11 protein-coding genes are annotated in these 20,423 nt (G+C 65.9%); 4 read left to right on the top strand and 7 right to left on the bottom strand.

The window, feature by feature from the left end:
- Positions 1-34 precede the first annotated feature (34 nt).
- Positions 35-2,194 (top strand): penicillin-binding protein 1C, encoded by a 2,160-nt coding sequence (gene pbpC / locus GGR90_RS07605; RefSeq protein WP_167920717.1) that lies wholly within the window; start codon positions 35-37, stop codon positions 2,192-2,194.
- A 100-nt stretch (positions 2,195-2,294) separates the two neighbouring features.
- Entirely contained in the window at positions 2,295-3,833 is a 1,539-nt protein-coding gene (locus GGR90_RS07600) for an amino acid permease (RefSeq protein WP_167920716.1), read from the top strand.
- A gap of 424 nt (positions 3,834-4,257) precedes the next feature.
- Here the strand turns inward: GGR90_RS07600 and GGR90_RS07595 are convergent, their stop codons facing one another.
- From GGR90_RS07595 to GGR90_RS07580, 4 genes are all read right to left on the bottom strand, one after another.
- Positions 4,258-5,451 carry a multidrug effflux MFS transporter gene (locus GGR90_RS07595; RefSeq protein ID WP_245198433.1) on the bottom strand — a complete coding sequence of 398 codons (1,194 nt, stop codon included), beginning with the start codon at positions 5,449-5,451 and terminating at the stop codon, positions 4,258-4,260.
- 183 nt (positions 5,452-5,634) lie between these two features.
- The gene (locus GGR90_RS07590; RefSeq protein ID WP_167920714.1) at positions 5,635-5,937 is read right to left on the bottom strand and encodes a hypothetical protein; all 303 of its coding nucleotides are present in this window, start codon (positions 5,935-5,937) and stop codon (positions 5,635-5,637) included.
- Between the two features lie 26 nt (positions 5,938-5,963).
- Positions 5,964-8,855, bottom strand: coding sequence for a M16 family metallopeptidase (locus GGR90_RS07585; RefSeq protein ID WP_167920713.1), 2,892 nt, complete (start codon positions 8,853-8,855; stop codon positions 5,964-5,966).
- Between the two features lie 364 nt (positions 8,856-9,219).
- A complete protein-coding gene (locus GGR90_RS07580) occupies positions 9,220-11,376 on the bottom strand; it encodes an acylase (protein WP_209023583.1) in 2,157 nt (718 codons plus the stop codon).
- A gap of 280 nt (positions 11,377-11,656) precedes the next feature.
- Here GGR90_RS07580 and clpB point away from each other — a divergent pair, with 280 nt between their 5' ends.
- On the top strand, positions 11,657-14,236 hold the full coding sequence (gene clpB, locus GGR90_RS07575; protein ID WP_167920712.1) for an ATP-dependent chaperone ClpB: 2,580 nt from the start codon (positions 11,657-11,659) through the stop codon (positions 14,234-14,236).
- A gap of 14 nt (positions 14,237-14,250) precedes the next feature.
- On the opposite strand, the gene GGR90_RS07570 is transcribed toward clpB, so the two are convergent.
- Positions 14,251-14,493 (bottom strand): hypothetical protein, encoded by a 243-nt coding sequence (locus GGR90_RS07570; RefSeq protein WP_167920711.1) that lies wholly within the window; start codon positions 14,491-14,493, stop codon positions 14,251-14,253.
- A 32-nt stretch (positions 14,494-14,525) separates the two neighbouring features.
- Entirely contained in the window at positions 14,526-15,725 is a 1,200-nt protein-coding gene (locus tag GGR90_RS07565; protein WP_167920710.1) for an aspartyl/asparaginyl beta-hydroxylase domain-containing protein, read from the bottom strand.
- A gap of 78 nt (positions 15,726-15,803) precedes the next feature.
- Between GGR90_RS07565 and GGR90_RS07560 the strand changes: the two genes are divergently transcribed.
- A complete protein-coding gene (locus GGR90_RS07560; RefSeq protein ID WP_167920709.1) occupies positions 15,804-16,829 on the top strand; it encodes a trehalose-6-phosphate synthase in 1,026 nt (341 codons plus the stop codon).
- 325 nt (positions 16,830-17,154) lie between these two features.
- On the opposite strand, the gene GGR90_RS07555 is transcribed toward GGR90_RS07560, so the two are convergent.
- Positions 17,155-20,220, bottom strand: a complete 3,066-nt coding sequence (locus GGR90_RS07555) for a TonB-dependent receptor domain-containing protein (protein WP_167920864.1) — start codon at positions 20,218-20,220, stop codon at positions 17,155-17,157.
- Positions 20,221-20,423 lie beyond the last annotated feature (203 nt).

Below are 20,423 nucleotides of genomic sequence, written 5' to 3'. Positions count from 1 at the left end.
CCCCCCTTCGCGGGAGCACACGCTAATTTAGTCGATGGATTTGCCCCGTAAACGCAGCTGGCTCGACGCGCTCGCATGGCTTGCCCTCGCCGCACTCATCCTCGTCACCGTCGCCCACCTCCTCACCCGCCCCCCCGCGATGCCCGACTTCGCCACCGTCCGCGCCGACTGGCGCCCCAGCGAGGCGTGGCTCTACGACCGCACCGGCCAATTGCTCGACAGCGAACGCGTCGATTTCGAACGCCGCCGTCTCGCATGGGTGCCGCTGGGGGACATCAGCCCCGCCGTACGCGACGCCGTCGTGCGGAGTGAAGACCGCCGCTTCTGGTCGCACGGCGGGGTCGACTGGCTCGCCACCGCGAGCGCAGCCCGCGCGCGCCTGACTTTGGGGCGGACCGGTGATCGCTCGCGCGGCGCCTCGACGCTCGCGATGCAGCTCGCGGCCTTCCTCGACCCCAGCCTCGCGCAGCCCGGCAAGCGCGACTGGCGCACCAAGATTCGCCAGATGCGCGCCGGACAGGCGCTCGCGGCAAACTGGTCGCACGAGGACATGCTCGAGGCCTATTTCAACCTCGTGCCGTTACGCGGCGAGGCGCAGGGCATCGGCGCGGGCGCGCAAAGCCTGTTCGGCAAGAAGCCCGCCCAAATGAATCGCACCGACGCCGCGCTCTTCGCCGGCCTGCTCCCCAACCCGGCGGCGGACGCCGACGCACTCGGCCGCCGCGCCTGCCGTATCGCCCGGAATATTGGCGGGAGGACGAAGGATTGCACCGCGATCCGCGCCGCCGCCGCGACGCTCGTCTCGGGCGAGCATGCCGCGCGCTTCGACCCCGGCCTCGCGCCGCACCTCGCGGTGCGCCTGCTCGACAAGCCGGGCAAACGCGTCACGACGACGATCGACCGCCGCATCCAGACCGCCGCGATCGTGGCCTTGCGCCGCCAGCTTTCGGGGCTCGGCGCGAACCGCGTGCGCGACGGCGCGGTCGTCGTGCTCGACAATGCCACCGGCGCGGTGCTCGCCTATGTCGGCGGCGTCGGCCTCGATTCGACCGCGGCGCAGGTCGACGGCGCCAATGCGCGGCGGCAGGCCGGATCGACCTTGAAGCCGCATCTCTATGCGCAGGTGATCGAACATGGCTGGCTCACCGCCGCCTCGATCCTCGACGACAGCCCGGTCCAGCTCGACACCGCGTCGGGGCTCTACGTCCCCAAAAATTACGACCACAGTTTCAAGGGGCCCGTCAGCGTCCGCCACGCGCTCGCCTCGTCGCTCAACGTCCCCGCGGTTCGCACGCTGATCATCGACGACGTCCAGCAGTTCCGCGACCGCCTGTGGGCGCTCGGCTATCACGGCATCGTCGAGGACGGCGAATATTACGGCTTCAGCCTCGCCCTCGGCTCGGCCGAGGTCAGCCTGATCGAACAGGCCAACGCATTTAGAACATTGGCGAATATGGGAAAATGGTCGTCCGTCCACTTCGCCGCTGGGCGCAACGACCGAGAAGCCCCGCGCCAGATCGTCAACCCCGCCGCCGCCTTCATCGTCGGCGACATCCTCGCCGACGCCACCGCGCGCGCCGACGCCTTCGGCGCCGACAGCGCGCTCCGCCTCCCCTTCTGGGCGGCCGCGAAGACGGGGACATCGAAGGGGATGCGCGACAATTGGTGCGTCGGCTGGTCCGGCCGCTTCACCGTCGCGGTGTGGGTCGGCAATCTCGAGGGCGATTCGATGCGCGCCGTCTCGGGCACCTCGGGCGCCGCGCCGGTCTGGCGTGACGTCATGCTCGCGCTCCACGCCGGCCGCCCCGGCAAGCCGCCGAAAATGCCCGATGGCGTCGAAGTGCGGCGGGTCAGCCTCCCCGGCACACGCGAGCCGCCGCGCCGCGAATATTTCCTCGCCGGCACCGCCCAGAGCGAAATCGCCGCCGCGCCCGAGGCCGCGCGCCGCCCGCGCATCACCAGCCCGGTCAGCGGCAGCGTCTATGCGCTCGACCCCGACATTCCGCTGGACCGCCAGCGGCTCGCGGTGACGGTCAGCGGTTCGGTCGCCGGATACCGGCTGATTCTCGACAAGAAGCCGCTCGGCGACGCCGATGCCGGGCAGCAAATCCTGCCGCGCCCGGGCGCCCATATGCTCGCGCTCGTCGATCCGGGCGGGCGCATGATTGACCGCGCGCGCTTTACGGTACGGTAAGCCGGGTTACCCCTGAAATTAAGTTGCGCTGACGCGCGGAGCGGCTAGTCTGCGCCGCCATGAGACGGGCGGCAGCTCAGCCGCTCCAAAGGGGAAGAATATGCTATTTGACCGCGTAAAGCCGTTGGATGCCATTTTGGCGACAGCGGAGAAAAAGTCGCTTACGCGCACGCTCGGCGCCTTCCAGCTGACGATGCTGGGGATCGGCGCCGTGATCGGGACCGGCATTTTCGTTTTGACCGCCGAAGCCGCGCAAAAGGCGGGCCCGGGCATGATGATCAGCTTCGTCATCGCCGGCTTCGTCTGCGCCTTCGCCGCGCTCTGCTATGCCGAAATGGCCTCGATGGTCCCGGTGTCGGGATCGGCCTATACCTACAGCTATGCCGTGATGGGCGAGCTGATCGCGTGGATGGTCGGCTGGGCGCTGATCCTCGAATATGCCGTCGCGGCGGGCGCCGTATCGGTCGGCTGGTCGGGCTATGTCGTGGGCCTCATCGAGAATGCCTTCGCCATAGACATACCTTCGACTTTGGTGCTCGGGCCCTATGACGGCGGCATGATCAACCTGCCGGCGATGTTCATCGCCGGCCTCGTCACCATGCTCCTTGTCATCGGCACGCGCGAATCGGCGACGGTCAATGCGTTTCTCGTCGTCATCAAGGTCGCGGCGCTGACGCTTTTCGTCGTCCTCGCCTTGCCCGTGATGCAAATGGAGAATTTCGAACCCTTCGCGCCGCTCGGCTTCGGAGGGATCGGCGCCGCCGCGGCGTCGATCTTCTTTGCTTATGTGGGCTTCGACGCGGTTTCGACCGCAGCCGAGGAAACCAAGAACCCGCAGCGCAACATGCCGATCGGCCTGATCGGCAGCCTCGCCATCTGCACCATCTTCTACCTGCTCGTCGCCGCCGGCGTCATCGGCTCGGTCGGTGCGCAGCCGATCGGCATCGATGCCGCTGCGGGCCATGCGCTCGAACCCGGCAGCCGCGAACTCGCGGCCGCGTGCGGGGCGATCGGCGATCAGGCGGTCGTCTGTTCGAAGGAAGCCCTCGCCTGGACGATGCGTGAAATCGGCTGGGAGCAGGTCGGCAATCTGATCGGTCTCGCCGCCGGACTCGCGCTGCCCTCGGTCATCCTGATGATGATGTTCGGCCAGACCCGCATCTTCTTCGTGATGAGCCGCGACGGTCTGCTTCCGCAGGCCTTCTCGAAGATCCATCCGAAGTTCAACACGCCGCACGTGATCACGATCATCACCGGTATCGCGGTCGCATTGTTCGCCGCCTTCTTCCCCGTCGGGCAGCTGGCGAACATCTCGAACTCGGGCACGCTCTTCGCCTTTGCCGCGGTGTCGATCGCGGTGATGGTGATCCGCCGCACCGACCCCAGCCGCCACCGTCCGTTCAAGACGCCGCTGATCTATATCACGGCGCCGATCGCGATCCTGGGTTGCATCTATCTGTTTTTCAACCTCGACCAGAAGAGCATCAACCTCTTCCTGATCTGGGCCGCGATCGGCCTGGTCGTCTACTTCGTCTACAGCCGCAGGCGCAGCCATGTCGGCCTGGGACATATCGAGGTGCATGAGGATGATAGCGACGCACCGCCGCCGCCGGTCCCGCCGGCACCGTCGTTCAACTGACGGTTCGGATAGTCAAACGGGAAAGGGGGCTTCGGCCCCCTATTCTTTTGGCACGGATAAGCACGGAGCACCTGCGGCCGGTTTCGACCGATAGTTGCCTTGGCCGCGTAGGCGGCCTCTGCGCGAAATATTCAAAAGGCGACTTGCGACCGGAAGCGGACGTCCCGTTTATCGTCACCCCGGGCTTGACCCGGGGTCCATGACTTCAACGCCGCAGGGGATCCCGGATCAAGTCCGGGATGACGACAGATTGAGAACGACCGGAAGCTGCCTCCCTATCATCGTCATCCCGGCGAAGGCCGGGATCTCGCCATTACGTTGTTCCGATAGGGTGAGATCCCGGCCTTCGCCGGGATGACGGATAAGGGGCGGTCTGGAATCCACCCCAAAACAGATGTTCACCGACCGCAAGCCGCCGTCGCCCTCAATATGGACTTTTCGGCGCGGTTCCCGGGCGGGTGAACAGCTTGCCGCGTTCGGCCCAGTAAACCAGGGCAAGCCCGGTTACAGCGCTGATCAGGAAGGCATAGGCGAGCGGCAGCGTCGTGCCGTCATATTGCTGGCCGATCGTCGCGCCGACGGTGGCCGCGAGCAGCGTCTTGGCAAAGCTCTGATACGACGAGGCGACTCCCGCCATATGGCCGAAATCCTCCATCGCGATCGACCCGAAATTGCTGCCGATAAAGCCGACGAGCCCGACGTTGACCATCATCAGCGCGGTGAACATCCACAAAGTCTCCGCGCCGCTCAATGCCGCGATTATCTGCAATATCGAGGTCGCCATGAAGGCGAAGACCGCCGACTGCGACACGCGCCGCGCCCCGAACCGCTCGACGATCGCGGCGTTCGAGAAATTGGCGATCGCGATGCCGATCGCGACGATGGCGAAGATCAGCGGGAACAGCGCCCGCGCGCCGAACACCTCGGCGATGATCTGTTCGCTGCTGTTGAGATAGCCATAGAGCGCGCCCTGCATCATCCCCGACGCGATCATATAGCCCGCGGCGCGGCGGTGCCGCGTCACCGTCGCCCAGCCCGCGACCATCGTCCTGAAATCGAGCGGCCGCACGTCGGCGGGGGCGAGCGTTTCGGGCAGGCGGCGGAGCCAGAACAGCATCACGATCGACATCACCGCGAGCACGATGAAGATCGCGCGCCAGCCCGCGACCGCGGCGATGCCCGCGCCGATCGTCGGCGCGATGATCGGGACGATCATAAAGACGAGGAAGATCAGCGACAGCCTTTTCGCCATCGCGTCGCCCGAAAACAGGTCGCGGATCACCGCGACGACGATCACGCCGAGCGCGGCGCTGACCAGCCCGTGGACGAAACGCAGCGCGAGCAGCATTTCGAAACTCGTCGCCAGTCCGCAGCCGATCGACAGTGCCAGATAAGCGAACAGCGCCGGGACGAGCACGCCCTTGCGCCCGAAGCGGTCCGAAAGCGGGCCGTAAAGCAGCGACCCGAAGCCGATGCCGAGCAGATAGATCGAGATGACATGCTGGCGGTCGTTGGCGACCGTCACCCCCAGCGCCTCGCCGATCGCCGGCAGCGCGGGCAGCATCGAATCGATGGCGAGCGCATTGAGCGCCATGACCATCGCCATCATAACCACCATTTCACGGGCGCCCGGCAGGCTCCGTTGGGGGGATTGGGCCGGTTTGTGCATCGCAGCAGCCTATGCGCCCAAGCCGCCGCTTTGGATAGCCCCCCAATAGCCCGCAGAGCCGAAGGGCATTGCTATGCAAAGCAAAAGGGCCGCCCGATCGAGGCGGCCCTTCGCTTGTTTCGCCCGGGCGGATCAGCCCTGACGCGTGCCCGTCATCGCCATCGAGCCGAACGCGCCGGCCTTGATCGTGCCGGTCAGCGCGTCGCCGTCGATCGTCGCTTCGCATTCGAGCGTCATCGGCATCGGCACCTTCATGTTCATGGTCCAGCTCAGCTTGTTGCCGTCGACCTTGCCATTTTCGACGTCGAGCGACCCCATCGCGCCGGCATTCTGGCCGGTGAAGCTGCCGCCGTCGCTGGTGACGGTGAAAACCGATTTCTGGTCGCCCATCGGCGATTTGGTGACGCAATCATAGCTGCCATCGACTTGAGACATTGCGGCTCTCCTTACTGAAACTGATGTTAGTTATCGAGGGTCACCATTTCCACCGGCAGACCCAATCCGTCAAGCTGCGGTTTCACCACGGCGGCATCGCCGACGACGACATAGACGAGATCGTCGGTGCTGAGCGCCTTTCGCGCCGCCGCATCCAGCACTTCGGGCGTCATCGCCTCATAGGTCGCGGGCAGTTTTTCGTAATAATCGTCGGGGCGATCGAATTTGGCGATCGCGCGCAGCCCGCCGAGCACATCGCTCGAGGTTTCGAAGCTGCCGGGCAATTCGCGGACGCTGCCGTTCACGGTGCGCTGCAATTCCTCCTTGGTCACACCCTTGTCGCCGAGGAAGGCCTTGAGATCGCTTTGCAGCTCCTTGATCGAATCGCCGGTACGATCGGCCTGCACCGGCGCCGAGGCGATCCAGCTGACGCGGTTCTTTTCGCCCGTCACCTGCGTCCGCACCCCATAGGACCAGCCCTTCGTCTCGCGCAGGTTCATGTTGAAGCGCGACAGGAAATTGCCGCCGAAGATGTCATTCGCCGCGCGCAGCACTTCCAGCCCGTCGCCGCCCTTGACGCCCAGCACCTTGCCCGCGAGGATCACCGATTGCGGCGATTTGGGCCGGTCGATGAGCAGGATGCGCGGCTGCGGCTTGGGGACCGCGATCTCGAAATGCTTCGTCGGCTTCGGCGTCGCCGGCGCTTTCCAGTCGCCGAACGCCGTGTCGAGTTCCTTCTTCACTTCGGCGAGGGTCGTGTCGCCGACGACGAAGATCCGCGCATTGTCGGGACGAATCCACGCCGAATGGAAAGCCGCGAGCTGGTCGCGCGTCGCCTCGGTCACCGCCTTGGCATTGCCGAGGCCCGAAGGCGGAATGCCATAGGGATGCTCGGCACCGTAGAGCGCAGGCATCAGCACGCGGCTGGCGATCGCGCGCGGCTCGTTGAGTTCGGCCTTGAGCCGGTTCAGTTGCTGCGCGCGCACGCGTTCGAGCTCCTTCGCATCGAACGCCGGGTTGCGCACATAATCGGCGAGCAGCGCGAGCGACGCGCGCAAATTCGGCTTGAGCGCGAACAGTCCGAGCGCGGTTTCATCGGCGTCGGCATAGCCATAGGTTTGCGCGCCGAGCCGCTCCTTCGCTTCGGCGAAGGCGATCGAATCGAGGCTCGTCGTGCCTTCATCCATCAGGCTGAGCATCAGCGACTGGGTGCCGAGCGCGCTGTGCGGGTCGGCGGCATAGCCGGCATCGAAGCTGACCTGGACATTGACCGTCGGCACCGTCGTGCGGCGCGCGAACACCACCTCGATGCCATTCTTGAGCTTGGCGCGTTCGATCTCGGGGAATTCGAGTGCCTTCAGGCCCGTCACGCCGGGAAATTGCGAGCGGTCGGCGATCGCGGTCGCCGCGCCGATCCCCGTGTCGGGACCGACATCGCCGAGCGCGGGGTTCCAGTAGCGGTCGGGCTGAACCGCCGGCGCGCCCTTCGCCGCGACGACCGCGCCGCCGCGATTTTCGCCGCCTTCGGTGCGCTCGCCGGGGGTATAGGTCAGCGAAAAGGCCGGGCGCGACAGCCATTTGTTCGCGGCCGCCTTCACCTGCTCGGGTGTCGCCTTGGCGAGCCGCTCGAGTTCGACCTTATAATAAGCGGGATCGTTCGAATAGAGCGCGCCCTCGGCGAGCGTCACCGCCTTGCCGCCGAAACCGCCGACCGATTCGAGCTGCGAGATCGCGCCGCCGAGATAGCTCGCCGTCGCGCGCTGCAATTCGTCGGCGGTCGGTCCGCTCGCGAGAAAGGCCGCGATTTCCTCGTCGAGCCTTTTGGCGACATGCGCGGGATCGACCCCCGGCTTGACGTCCGCCTGGACCAGCACGATTCCCGCATCCTCGAAGGGCGAGGCGCCCGCCGAGACGCTGACCGCGACCGGATTCTTGCGCACGAGCGCGTTGTCGAGCCGCGACGAGGACAATCCGCCGAGCACCGACATCGCCATCTGGAGCGGCACCGATTCGGCGTCGTTGAGCCCGGGCATCGTCCACATGCGATAGATGCGCGTCGTCGGGATCAGGTCCTTGACCTCCTTCGCGAGCGGCGCCGGCAGCGTCGGCAGCGAAGTCGCGGGCGCCTTGATCTCGGGACCGCGCGGAATGTCGCCGAACCATTCGCCGACCTTCGCCTTCGCGGTCGGCACGTCGATGTCGCCGGCGAGGACGAGCACCGCATTGTTCGGGCCGTAATTATCGGTGAACCATGTCTTCACATCATCGAGGCTCGCGGCGTCGAGGTCGGCCATCGAGCCGATCGTGCTGTGATGATAGGGGTGGCCCTTGGGAAAGAGATTCTCGAAAATCTCGTAACGCAGCAGGCCATAGGGATTATTGTCGCCCTGCCTTTTCTCGTTCTGGACGACGCCGCGCTGGTTATCGAGCTTCTCCTGTGTCACCGCGCCGAGCAGATGCCCCATGCGGTCGCTTTCGAGGAACAGCGCGAGGTCGAGCGCACCGGTCGGCACCGTCTCGAAATAATTGGTGCGGTCGAGGAAGGTCGTGCCGTTGAAATCGGTCGCGCCGACCTGGCGCAGCGGTTCGAAGAAGTCATTGGGGGCGTTTTCAGAGCCGTTGAACATCAGATGCTCGAACAGGTGAGCAAAGCCGGTCTTGCCCGCCGGCTCATGCTTCGACCCGACGCGATACCACACCGACACCGCGACGACCGGCGCCTTGCGATCCTCGTGGACGATCACGCGCAGGCCATTGTCGAGCGTGAAGGCTTCGTATGGAATATCGACCGCTTTGATCAGGTCGGCGGTCGGCGCGGGCGCCGCAGCCTTGGCAGCACTCCGGGCAAACGCGGGACCAGCGGCGACGAGCGAGGTCGACAGGGCAAGGGCGACGGCGAAACGATGGAAACGAGCCATGAATATCCCCTAGATCAAGGCACGCAGGCGAGCGCCTGCTGATCGCGTGCCGGACGGCACTGTATCAATGGTCTAGAGACTGCCCTGGCGATTTGGAAGCGTTGTGATCGCTCCGGGAAACCCGCCGGGTAGGAGCGGTGCGCAGCGCGGGCCGATGGCCCCGTGCAAGCACCGCGACGCCCTCCGGCGGGTTTCCCGGAGCGACCCCTGCGGGGCGGGCCGATTTTGGCCCACTGCAGCGTTACTCGTCAGTCACGATGCGGTCCCATCGCTCCCTCCTCGCTCCTTGCACTGGACCAAAATCGGCTCCGTCACAACGCTTCCAAATCGCCAGGGCAGTCTCTGGGACAGTGCTCCGCGGCTTTCAAGGCCGATAGAAACGCGCCCCGCTCGCCTTCAGCGCCGCCGGATCGAACAGCACGGGCTTCAATTTGTGCGCGACGAACAGCGGTGCCTGATCGTTGTAATGCGGGCTGTCGGGACGCGTCGTCGCCGCGCCGAACGGCTGGATCGATTCGGAGCGGACGCGGCCTTCGCGGTCCCACGTCACGAACATGATGAAGCTGTCGCCGTGGCGCACCTTCAGCCGCCCGTCGGGCTCCTCGTCCCACAGGGTCGAGGCGCGCACCGTGTCGTTGCCGCCGTCGAGCGGCAGGTCGACGCGGTTCGCTCCCTCGCCGTGGCGGAGGCGGAGCACGGTGCCGAGCTTCGGATCGAGCCCGCCGAAATATTCCTGCAGATGCGCGACCGTTTCGGTCAGCACCGCGCGCGGGTCGGGCGCGGCGCGGCGCTGGTAATGGCGGCCGTTCGCGGGCCGCAAGACCATCAGCGCGAGCGCGTCGCCCTTGCCCCGGCCGTCGAGACTCCAGTCCCATTTGCGCAGCAGCCGCTGAGCTTCGGCGAGCGCCGGATCGCCCTTCGTATCGAGCGCGAGCAGCCGGTCCATCCACGCCTTCGCATAGCCGGATTTCGCATAGGCGGTGTCATATTTGATCGCCCTCAGCCGCGCCGCGTCGATCTGCCCCGACGCCTCGAACAACGCGATCAGCCGCACCGCGCGATTGGTCATGTCGTCCTCGATCCCGAGCAGCGGCGAGAAAGCCGCGGCGTCGAGTTCGTCGCCCGGTCCCGCCGCTACCCACGGCGTGTTGTTCGCGTTCATCACATAGCCCGAGCGCGGATTGACCAGCGCCGGCACGCGGTCGAACGGCAGCGTCTTCGTCCACAGGTCGGCCGACGTGTCCCCCGGCAGCACCCCGCGCCAGTCGAACCCCGCCGGGCGGTCGGGGAACATCGCATTATAGAATAGCCCGATATTGCCCTTCGCATCGGCATAGATGAAATTGGTCGCGGGCACGCCCTGCCCCGCCATCGCGGCGCGCCATTCGGCGAAAGTCTTCGCCTTGTTCAGCCGGTAATATTGGGTGACCATATTCGCCTGGTCGATCCCCGCATAGCGGATCGCGAACGCGCCCTTGTCATTTTTCACGACCGGCCCGTGGACCGAACGATAAATGGTGCGCGGCACGGGCAGCACGAAGGGGCCGAATTTAACCTTCAGCCAGATGCGCTTTTGCTCGAGCGGGCGCCACGCGCCGTCGAAGCGATAATTGTCGCCGCTGTCGTCAAGGGTCAGCTTGTAGACGTCGATCAAGTCGGGCCGGTTCACCGTGTTGGTCCAGCCGAGATATTTATTGTGCCCGAGGAAGGGATAGGGCGAGCCGGGGAAGTTGGCGCCGGCGAAATCCCAGCCCTCTTCGCTATGCACGACCAGCTCGTACCAGGCGACGCCGCCGGTCCATGGCTGGTGCGAGTTGGAGACGAGCCGCGTCGCGCCGTCGGTCGACCTTGCGGGGGCGACCGCCATGCCGTTCGACCCGTTGTCGGCGGGGTCGCGGCCGACCGGGGTCAGTTCGCGCGGGACGAGCTTGCCCGACTTGTCAAGCGCCGGGCCGCCCTCGCGCCCGATCTCGCCGCCTTCGACGAGCGAGCCGAGCACCGAATCGAGCCCGAAGAAAAAGGGCGAGCGCAGCACGAAGCCCGCGACGACATCTTCGCCGGTCATCGGAAACAGCCCCGACAGCCGCACTTCCCCCGGATGCTTGTCGGCATAATGGTTGAGCCCCGCCGCATAAGCGGTGAACAGCTTTTTCACATCCTCGGGCAATCGCGGCCAGTCGCGCGCCGTCGTCGCGCGGACATCGAGCAGCGCCGCGGCATAATCGATCTTCGCGCCATCCGGCCCGAGCATCGCACCGGCGCGCCCGCGCGTCATCGCGAGCACTTCCTGCAACGTCGAAAAATCATCCTCGGCGTGCGCATAGGCGACGCCATAGGCGACGTCGGCGTCGGTCTTGCCGAAGATATGCGGCACGCCGAAATTGTCGCGCGCGATGCGGACGTCGGTCGGCTTGAACGCCGGCGCCGGCGGCGCTTCGGCGGTCAGCGGCTCCCAGAAGGCGAGCGATACGGCGGCAACGACGACCAAAGCCAGCAAGCCCAGCAAAATCCGTCGCAGCATCATGGGTCCCTTCGTGGCCGATCCGCGCGCATCTGTGACCGCCCTGCCCGCCGATGGCAAGCGGCCGTCGTTCGTCGAGGGTCGGCACGGACCGGAAAGCGGCCTTCGCTTTCGGACGTGGCGTCCCGCCGCAGCGTCAGATGGATAAAGGGGCCTCACAGCGCCGAGCCATCTTCTTCGCGTCTTCGCGTGAAATTCTCTCGTCCGGGCAACCATCAACCGCCCCTTGTGTTGCACAATGGCAACACTATCTTGGCGGGCAAGAAAGGGGCGTTCTTCCATGAACCTCGAAAAATTCACCGACCGTGCCAAGGGCTTCCTCCAGGCGGCGCAGACGATCGCGATTCGCATGAATCACCAGCGGATCGCGCCCGAGCATATCGCCAAGGCGTTGCTCGAAGACAATCAGGGCATGGCTGCGGGGCTGATCGCGAACAGCGGCGGCGACACCGCGCGCGCGGTCGCCGGCATCGACGCGCTGCTCGCCAAGCTTCCCGCCGTGTCGGGATCGGGTGCGCAGCAAACGCCTGGCCTCGACAATGACGCCGTGCGCCTGCTCGATCAGGCCGAGCAGGTCGCCGCCAAGGCAGGCGGCGAGTTCGTCGCCGTGCAGAATATCCTGCTCGCGATGGTGCTGAGCAGCGGCACCCCGGTGGGCAAGGCCTTCGCCGATGCCGGCGTCAAGCCCGAGGCCTTGAACGCGGCGATCGCCAAGCTCACCGGCGGCCGCACCGCCGACACCGCCTCGGCCGAGGATCGCTATGACGCGCTTCAGAAATTCGCCCGCGACCTCACCACCGTCGCGCGCGAGGGCAAGCTCGATCCGGTCATCGGCCGCGACGAGGAAATCCGCCGCACCGTGCAGATCCTCGCGCGCCGGACCAAGAACAACCCGGTGCTGATCGGCGAGCCCGGCGTCGGCAAGACCGCGATCGCCGAAGGCCTCGCGCTGCGCATCGTCAACGGCGACGTCCCCGACAGTTTGAAGGACCGCCGTCTGCTGTCGCTCGACATGGGCGCGCTGATCGCGGGCGCCAAATATCGCGGCGAGTTTGAGGAGCGCCTCAAGGGCGTGCTCGACGATGTGAAATCCGCCGAGGGCGAGATCATCCTGTTCATCGACGAGATGCACACGCTCGTCGGCGCGGGCAAGGGCGAGGGCGCGATGGACGCGTCAAACCTCTTGAAGCCCGCGCTCGCGCGCGGCGAGCTTCACTGCATCGGCGCGACGACGCTCGACGAATATCGCAAGCATGTCGAAAAGGATCCCGCGCTCCAGCGGCGTTTCCAGCCGGTGTTCGTCGGCGAACCGACGGTCGAGGATTCGATCTCGATCCTGCGCGGGATCAAGGAGAAATATGAGCTGCACCACGGCGTGCGCATCACCGACGGCGCGATCGTCGCCGCGGCGACGCTGTCGAACCGCTATATCTCCGACCGCTTCCTTCCCGACAAGGCGATCGACCTGATGGACGAGGCGGCGAGCCGCATCCGCATGGAAGTCGAATCGAAGCCCGAGGCGATCGAGAGCCTCGATCGCCGCATCATCCAGATGAAGATCGAAGAATCGGCGCTCGGCAAGGAAAGCGACGCGGCGTCGAAGGACCGGCTCGCCACGCTCCAGTCCGAACTCGCCAACCTCGAACAGCAGTCGGCCGAACTCACGCAGAAATGGCAGGCCGAGAAGGACAAGATTCACGCCGAGGCGAAGATCAAGGAAGAGCTCGACGCCGCGCGCGGCCAGCTCGAGCAGGCGCAGCGCGCCGGCGATCTCGGCAAGGCGGGCGAGCTCAGCTACGGCACCATCCCGGGCCTCGAAAAACGGCTCGAGGAAGCACAGGCCGCCGCGGGCAATGCGATGCTGCGCGAGGAAGTCACCGCCGACGACATCGCCGCGGTGGTCAGCAAATGGACCGGCATCCCCGTCGACCGGATGATGGAAGGCGAGCGCGAGAAGCTGCTCGGCATGGAAGAGACGCTGGGCCAGCGCGTGATCGGGCAGGATGAGGCGGTCCGCGCCGTGTCGACCGCCGTCCGCCGCGCCCGCGCCGGGCTACAGGATCCGAACCGGCCGCTCGGCTCGTTCCTGTTCCTCGGCCCCACGGGCGTCGGCAAGACCGAGCTCACCAAGGCGCTCGCGCGCTTTCTGTTCGACGACGACAATGCGATGGTCCGCATCGACATGTCCGAATTCATGGAAAAGCACAGCGTCGCGCGCCTCGTCGGCGCGCCTCCGGGCTATGTCGGCTATGAGGAGGGCGGCACGCTCACCGAAGCGGTGCGCCGCCGACCCTATCAGGTCGTGCTGTTCGACGAGGTCGAGAAAGCCCATCCCGACGTCTTCAACATCCTGTTGCAGGTGCTCGACGACGGCCGCCTCACCGACGGACAGGGGCGCACGGTCGATTTCACCAACACGCTGATCATCCTGACCTCGAACCTCGGCAGCCAGGCGATCGCGGCGCTCCCCGACGACGCGCCGGTCGAACAGGCCGAGCCCGCGGTGATGGAGGTGGTACGCGCGCATTTCCGGCCCGAGTTCCTCAACCGGCTCGACGAGATCGTGCTCTTCAACCGATTGGCGCAGCAGCATATGGGCGGCATCGTCGACATCCAGGTCGCGCGCGTCCAGAAGCTGCTCGCCGACCGCAAGGTGACGCTCGACCTGACGGACGCCGCGCGCGCGTGGCTTGGCCGCGTCGGCTACGATCCGGTCTATGGCGCGCGGCCGCTGAAACGCGCGGTGCAGAAATATCTGCAAGACCCGCTCGCCGACCTGATCCTGAAGGGTGAGGTCAAGGACGGGACGACGATCCGGGTCGACGAAGGCGACGGGGCGCTGGCGCTGACCCCGGGCTGAATTCGGAAAGGCGCTTACTGGCCGCTGGGTCGGCCGCGGCCCCAATCGACGATTTCGCGTGCGACCGCGTTGCCGCGATCGGCGAGGCGACGCCATTCGCCCTGGGTCTTGCAAACGCGTTCCTTGCGAACGAGCGATCCCGTCACGGCGATTCGGCGGCACACCATTTCCTGGTCGGGATCGCTTTTCGTATCAGCCGCCGGCTGCGCACTCGGCGCCTGCAAGAGGACGGCCAGAACGATTGACGCAACATACATAAAAGATAACCCCCTTCGGCTGTCAGCCGAGCCTAAAGAGCGCCAGCCGCCGATGCAGCGGCATCGGGTGCGCTCGAATCCGTCACCGAGTCTATCATGCGGCAATAGTCGGCGACAATCCCCTGTTCCTCTTCGGTCAGGTGCGGATTCCACACGTCGAAGATCAGCACGGCGCGCATCACGGAACTGTCGTTCCATGCTTCATGCTCGATCGTGTCGTCGAAGGCAAAGGGCCGTCCCTCGACCCATTCGCGCGTTTCGCCGCCGACCCGAAAGCCGCAGTCCGGCGGAACAATCAGCGGCAGGTGGATGATGGCACGGCTGTTGGTGACTCCCGTGTGCGGGGGAATCCGCGTATGGGGACGCAGCATGGAGAAGAAGGCGCTCGGCGCCCGGCCGGGGATGCGCGCGCCCGGAACCGCAGCCAGTGCCGCGGCGGTTTCCGGACACCGATCGAGCACCGGCTGGTTGGGACGGCCATATTCCCACAGGAAGCAGGCGCTCCAGTCGAGATTGTCGTTGAGCGCGTCCCACTGGCTGCCCGAGACTCCCTTGTCCATCCGCACATAGGGCCGCAAATCTTCGCCCGGATCGCCGAGCAGCGCCTCCAGCTCGGCGCGGATCGCCGGTGTCCGCGCCGCCAACGCTTCGAACCAGGGGAAATGCCGGTCGTCGAAAAATTCGTCGGCCGGCAGAAAGGGATAATAGAGGCCCGCGCACTGATTCGGATAGATGCGCCGCTGTCCGAGGACGTGATCGAGAAAAGCCCCGGCACGCCTGCCCGGCGTTTGTTCGAGACCGGCGCGGCGCGCGCCGAATGCGCTTTCCACCTGCCGGGCGATCGCCGCTTGCTGCGTCCGGCAATAGGCGCGGGCGTGATCGAGGATTTCGACAAGCGCGGGCGCGGGGGCGGCAATCTGTTCGCCAAGCTGGATCACCGCCGACCAGCGAATCATCGCGTCGCGCGACGCGCCGTTCCGTTCGTGCGATTCGGCAAGGCGGACAAGCGCCGAAATATCGCGCTGGTCGCGTTCGAGCGCGCTTTCGAGCGCGCGCCGTTCGGCCGGATCGTCGCCGAGCACGCGGTGCGCATGGGCCAGATTGCGCCACAGGCTACCCGCTTGCGGGTCGGCGGCGGCGGCCTGCTCGAACAGGCGCGCGGCGGCGGCGGCGTCGCCGGCCTTGAGCGCGGCTAGTCCCCGGGCGTTGGCTTCTTGGGAGGACAAGGTCATACGAAAGCTCTACGCAATTGCCCCGCCGATGGAAAGACGGCGACTTGCCGAAGGCGCGGGCGCGGCTAATGTCACGCCATGGCATCCACACCTGTTTTCGATCCCGCGGACCCCGCCTGGCTGGCGCACCGCTATGATGCGGCCGGCGACCGGCTGCTCTTTCGCCATGTGCCGCGAGCGATGCACCGCGACGGGCCGTTTCTGACCGACGAGTTGATCGGCGATCGGCCCCAGGCGATCGTAGCGCGCGCCGAGGGCGTCGCGGCGGCGCGGGCGCATGCGGGACCGATTCATTTCATCTTTCATTCGGCTTTTTGCGCCTCGACCCTGCTCGTGCGCGCGCTCGACATGCCCGGTCACGCAATGGGGCTGTCCGAACCGGTTCTGCTCAACGACATCACCGGGCTGCGGCGGCGCGGCGAGCGGAACGGCGCCGAGCTCGCGCGGCTGCTCGACGATGCGTTGCTGCTGCTCGCGCGGCGTTGGAGTCCCGCCGAAACGCTCGTCGTCAAACCCTCCAACATCCTCGCGGGGCTGATGGTCCCGATGATGGCGCTGCGCCCCGATGCGAAGGCCCTGCTGCTCCACGCACCGCTGTCCGAATTTCTCGTCTCGGTGGCGCGCAAGGGATTGTGGTGCCGCCTGTGGGCGCGCGAGTTGCTCGAAGGCCTGATCCGCGAGAATCTGGTCGATCTGGGCTTCGAGACGCGCGATTATTTCCGGCTGAGCGATCTTCAGGTCGCCGCGGTCGGCTGGCTGGCGCAGCAGCGGTTGTTCGTCGCGCTCGCGAACCAGTTTCCAGACCGGGTGCGCACCCTCGATTCCGAACGGCTGCTCGCCGACCCCGCACCTGCGATCGAGGCGCTTGGTGCTTTGTCGATCATTCCCCCCGCTGCCGTAGCCGAGAGCGGTGCGGCGCACAGCGATGTCTTTGCCCGCCACAGCAAATCGGGCGCCGATTTCTCGATGGCGGCGCGCGAAGCGGAGCGCGCGGCGGCGAAGGAGGCGCATGGCGACGAAATCGACAAGGTTCACGCCTGGGCTGTGGCCATTGCCGGCACTGCGGGCATTCCGCTGACGCTGCCCCAGCCATTGCTGGGATAGCCCCCCACGGTGGGGGCGAAGCGACAGCCACGCAGCGGGTCCTCTGCTAGGACCGATCGACATTCAGCTCTGGCGGCCTGCAAATGGCGGCTTCCCGCGCTTCCGGTGCTCACGTGCCATCAGCACGCTGCGCTCCGGGTCACGGAAAACCACCATTTTCGACTCGCCATCTTCTGAATGTCGATTGGTCCTAAATCGGCAACCCTTCACTCGACCGCACGAAATCGGGGCGCGTGATTATTTCAGGCGCGGCGCGAAACGCGCATGAAAAAGGGGAGCGGGCATCGCTGCCCGCTCCCCGATTTCTGTCGTGTGTCCGCGCTTCTTAGAAGCGGATGCGGGCAGCGGCGACGTAGCGGCGACCGATCGAGTCGTAGGTCGACGGGAAGGTGTTGCCGCTGTTGAAGGTGGTCGAACCCGCTTCACCACCGACGAGCGGCGGCTTCTTGTCGAAGAGGTTCTGGACACCCAGCGTCAGCGTCAGGTTTTCGAGGACATGGAACCGCGTGGTCAGATCGAAATAATCGAAAGACCCGATGGTGTTGAAGTCCTCCTGCTGACCGGCCAGCGTGCCGGCGCTCGCAGGCAGCGTGCCCTCGAACAGGAAGCGCGAGTCTTCGTCGAAGCCACGCGCCGCGAAGTCCCCGGCCAGACCTTCATACTTGGTCCCGCCGATGTGGCGCCACAGCAGCGACACGTCGGCATTGTCGAACGCCAGCGTGGTGCGAAGCGACCACTGCCATTCGGGGATCGGCTGACCGCAGTTGGCCGAATAATAGCCGACGCAATCGCGGTTGAAGCCGCCCGGGGCCGACTGGAACGTCGACTTTTCGGTCCAGTTGACCGAACCGGCGAAGCTGAGGTTGGCGAAACCGACGTCGTGCGAATAGTTGAGCGCAACGTCGATGCCGCTGGTTTCCAGCCGTCCGAGGTTCGAGGTGGTCAGGAACAGACCCGGCGTCGTGTTCGGATCGCCGTTGAGGCCGCCCGTCAGCGGATCGCGCTGGATCGCCGTACAAGCATCGGTGGCCGAAGCACCCGCCGACGGATTCGAGGGGTCAGCCCCGAAGCACGCCGTGATCGCGTCGCCCGGCGTGGGCGAGGTGATCGCGCCGGTGATCTTGATGCTGTAATAGTCGACCGACAGCGACAGCCGCGGCACGAAGCTCGGCTGCAGAACGACGCCGACCGTCCAGGTCTTGCCGACTTCGGGGCCGAGGTTCAGGTTGCCGCCGCCCGTGGCGTTGGCCTGACCCGCGATCGGCTGCGCGATCGCGTCAACATTGCCGCCCGTAGCACCTTGGGCAAGACAGATTGCTCGCAGTTCTCCGGTCGGGTTCGGACGGATACGGGCACCCGCATCGTTGAACGTCGCGCACGGGTCATCCTGAAGGTTGGTCAGGCCCGTGTTGACCGGCGAGAACAGCTCCGCGATGTTCGGCGCGCGCACCGCGCGGGCGTAGTTGCCGCGGATCTTGATGTCGCTGACCGGAGTCCAGCTGCCGCCGACCTTCCAGGTCGTGGTGCTGAACGACGGGCTGCCCGGCGCATCGACCTTGTAGTCCGAATAGCGGATGCCGCCTTCGATGGTCAGATCCTCGAAGAAGGGACGATCCTGAACCAGCGGGATGATGATTTCGCCGATCGCTTCATACACGCTGAAGCCGCCGTCGATGTTCGGCGCGGCACCGCCGGCGCCGCCCAGGTCACCACCGGCCGCGAGCGTGTCCGACGCTTGCGACGCCGCATATTCGCGATATTCGCCGCCGACCGCGAAAGCGATCGGGTCGCTGCCCAGCGGGCTGACAACGCCGAAATCGCCGTCGATCGTCGCGCGGGCCTGCGCCAGCGAGACCTTGGTGCGGACCGTCGAAACCTCGTTGAGGAAATCGACCGCGCCCGGCGTCCAGCTGGCATTGCCTTCGGGACCGAACCAGTTGATCGGAACGCAGCCCGCCGCCGTGCCGTCCAAGCAGGTCGTGGCATTGGTGGCAAGGAAGCTGTCGCGGACGCGCGAGTTCAGCGTATAACCTTGGATCTGCTGGATATTTTCGGTTTCACCATAGGTGCCGAAGACGTCCCAGTTGATCGAGTCGGTGATGCCGCCGCGGGCGCCGACGCGATAGTCGAAATAGTTGGTCGTATATTCGCTGATACGCGGCCCGACTTCGGTGGCGCGGCGGAACAGCGAAGTCTGCGGGTTGGGGTTGTAACCCTCCCCGTCAGCGATGTCGCCATCGCCGTTAACATCAAATGCGACGAAGCCGCCGGCGCCGATCTCGCGATAGTTCGGGTCGTCGCGACTCGTGGCCAGCGCGGCAGCGTCGCACTCGGCTTGCGTGAAACGCGGGGTGTAAACAGTGGCGCTGGGGTTGACGTCAACGCCGCAGAAGGTATTCCGCAGCCCGGGCGCCAGGAAGGGGTTGGAAAGCGGAATATTCACCCCGATGCCGAAGGCGCCCGAAGGCGCGATGATCGTGCTGACGGTATTCTTCGAGAACAGGCCGCGGGTATAGACTTCGACCGCGTCGCTCACTTCATAGTGCGCGGCGCCATACATGTTGAAGCGCTCGAACGGCGTCTGATAGACGTTGAACGGGTTGAAGTTGAACGGAAGGAAAGCCGTCGTCGGGTTGAAGGCGGTGCCGTCCGCATTCACCTGGCGCGTGCCCATGCCGGGGAGCGAGAAGCGCGACGGGACCGAGGTGCCCGAACCGCCGCCGCCGCCCGAAGCCGAGCTGAGCGCGAACAGGCCGTGCTCGCGCGCGCCCTGATAGATGGGGTCGGATTGCTGATATCCGACGCTGAACACCGCGTTGCCGCGACCGTCGTCGAAATTGGCGCCGATCGTCACGTCGGCGCGCAGCGTGTGGCCGTCGCCCTGTTCGGTGAGCTGGTTCGACAGATTGGCTTCGATCCCGGCGAAATCGCGCTTGGTGATGAAGTTGACGACACCCGAAACGGCGTCGGCGCCATAGGTGGTCGATGCGCCGCCGGTCAGGACGTCGACGCGCTCGATCAGTGCCAGCGGGATGTTGTTAAGGTCGAAGCGGCCGTTCAGTTCGGCCGGCGCCAGGCGCACGCCGTCGATCAGCACGACGTTGCGGTTCGAACCGAGGTTGCGCAGGTTGACGAACGACGCGCCGCCGTTGCCGTTGTTGACCGCCGAACCGATCGACGGGGTCACGCCGGGAAGTTCGCGCAGCAGTTCTTCGGCCACGTTGGCCTGCTGATAGTCGATTTCTTCCGCGCCGATGACGTTGACGGGGGTCGACTGTTCGAGGTTGGGGTTGCGGATCAGCGTGCCGGTGACGACGATTTCGCTGTTGCTGGTGGTGCCCTCGGCGGCGTCCTGCGCATAGGCGGGAGCCGAAACCAGGGCGACGCTCATCACGAACGGCGCGGCGCCCAGCTTCAGCTTGGAATAGTGGGTTTTCTTCACAGTGCAGTCCCTTGCTACTGGTGGATTGAAATTACCCGGACCCCCAGCGCGGCGGCAGAAAGCCGACGCGCAGATGCCCCGATAGCGTGCGGGATGAAACTTCGTTCATGTCGAGTAAAGCTAAATCCCGCCGCAAAGGGGCGTTTCGCGGC

This window comes from Sphingopyxis italica, assembly GCF_011926545.1.
Classification (GTDB): Bacteria; Pseudomonadota; Alphaproteobacteria; order Sphingomonadales; family Sphingomonadaceae; genus Sphingopyxis; species Sphingopyxis italica.
Note: the sequence above shows the minus strand (reverse complement) of the source record. Positions and strands in the feature narration are given on the sequence as shown.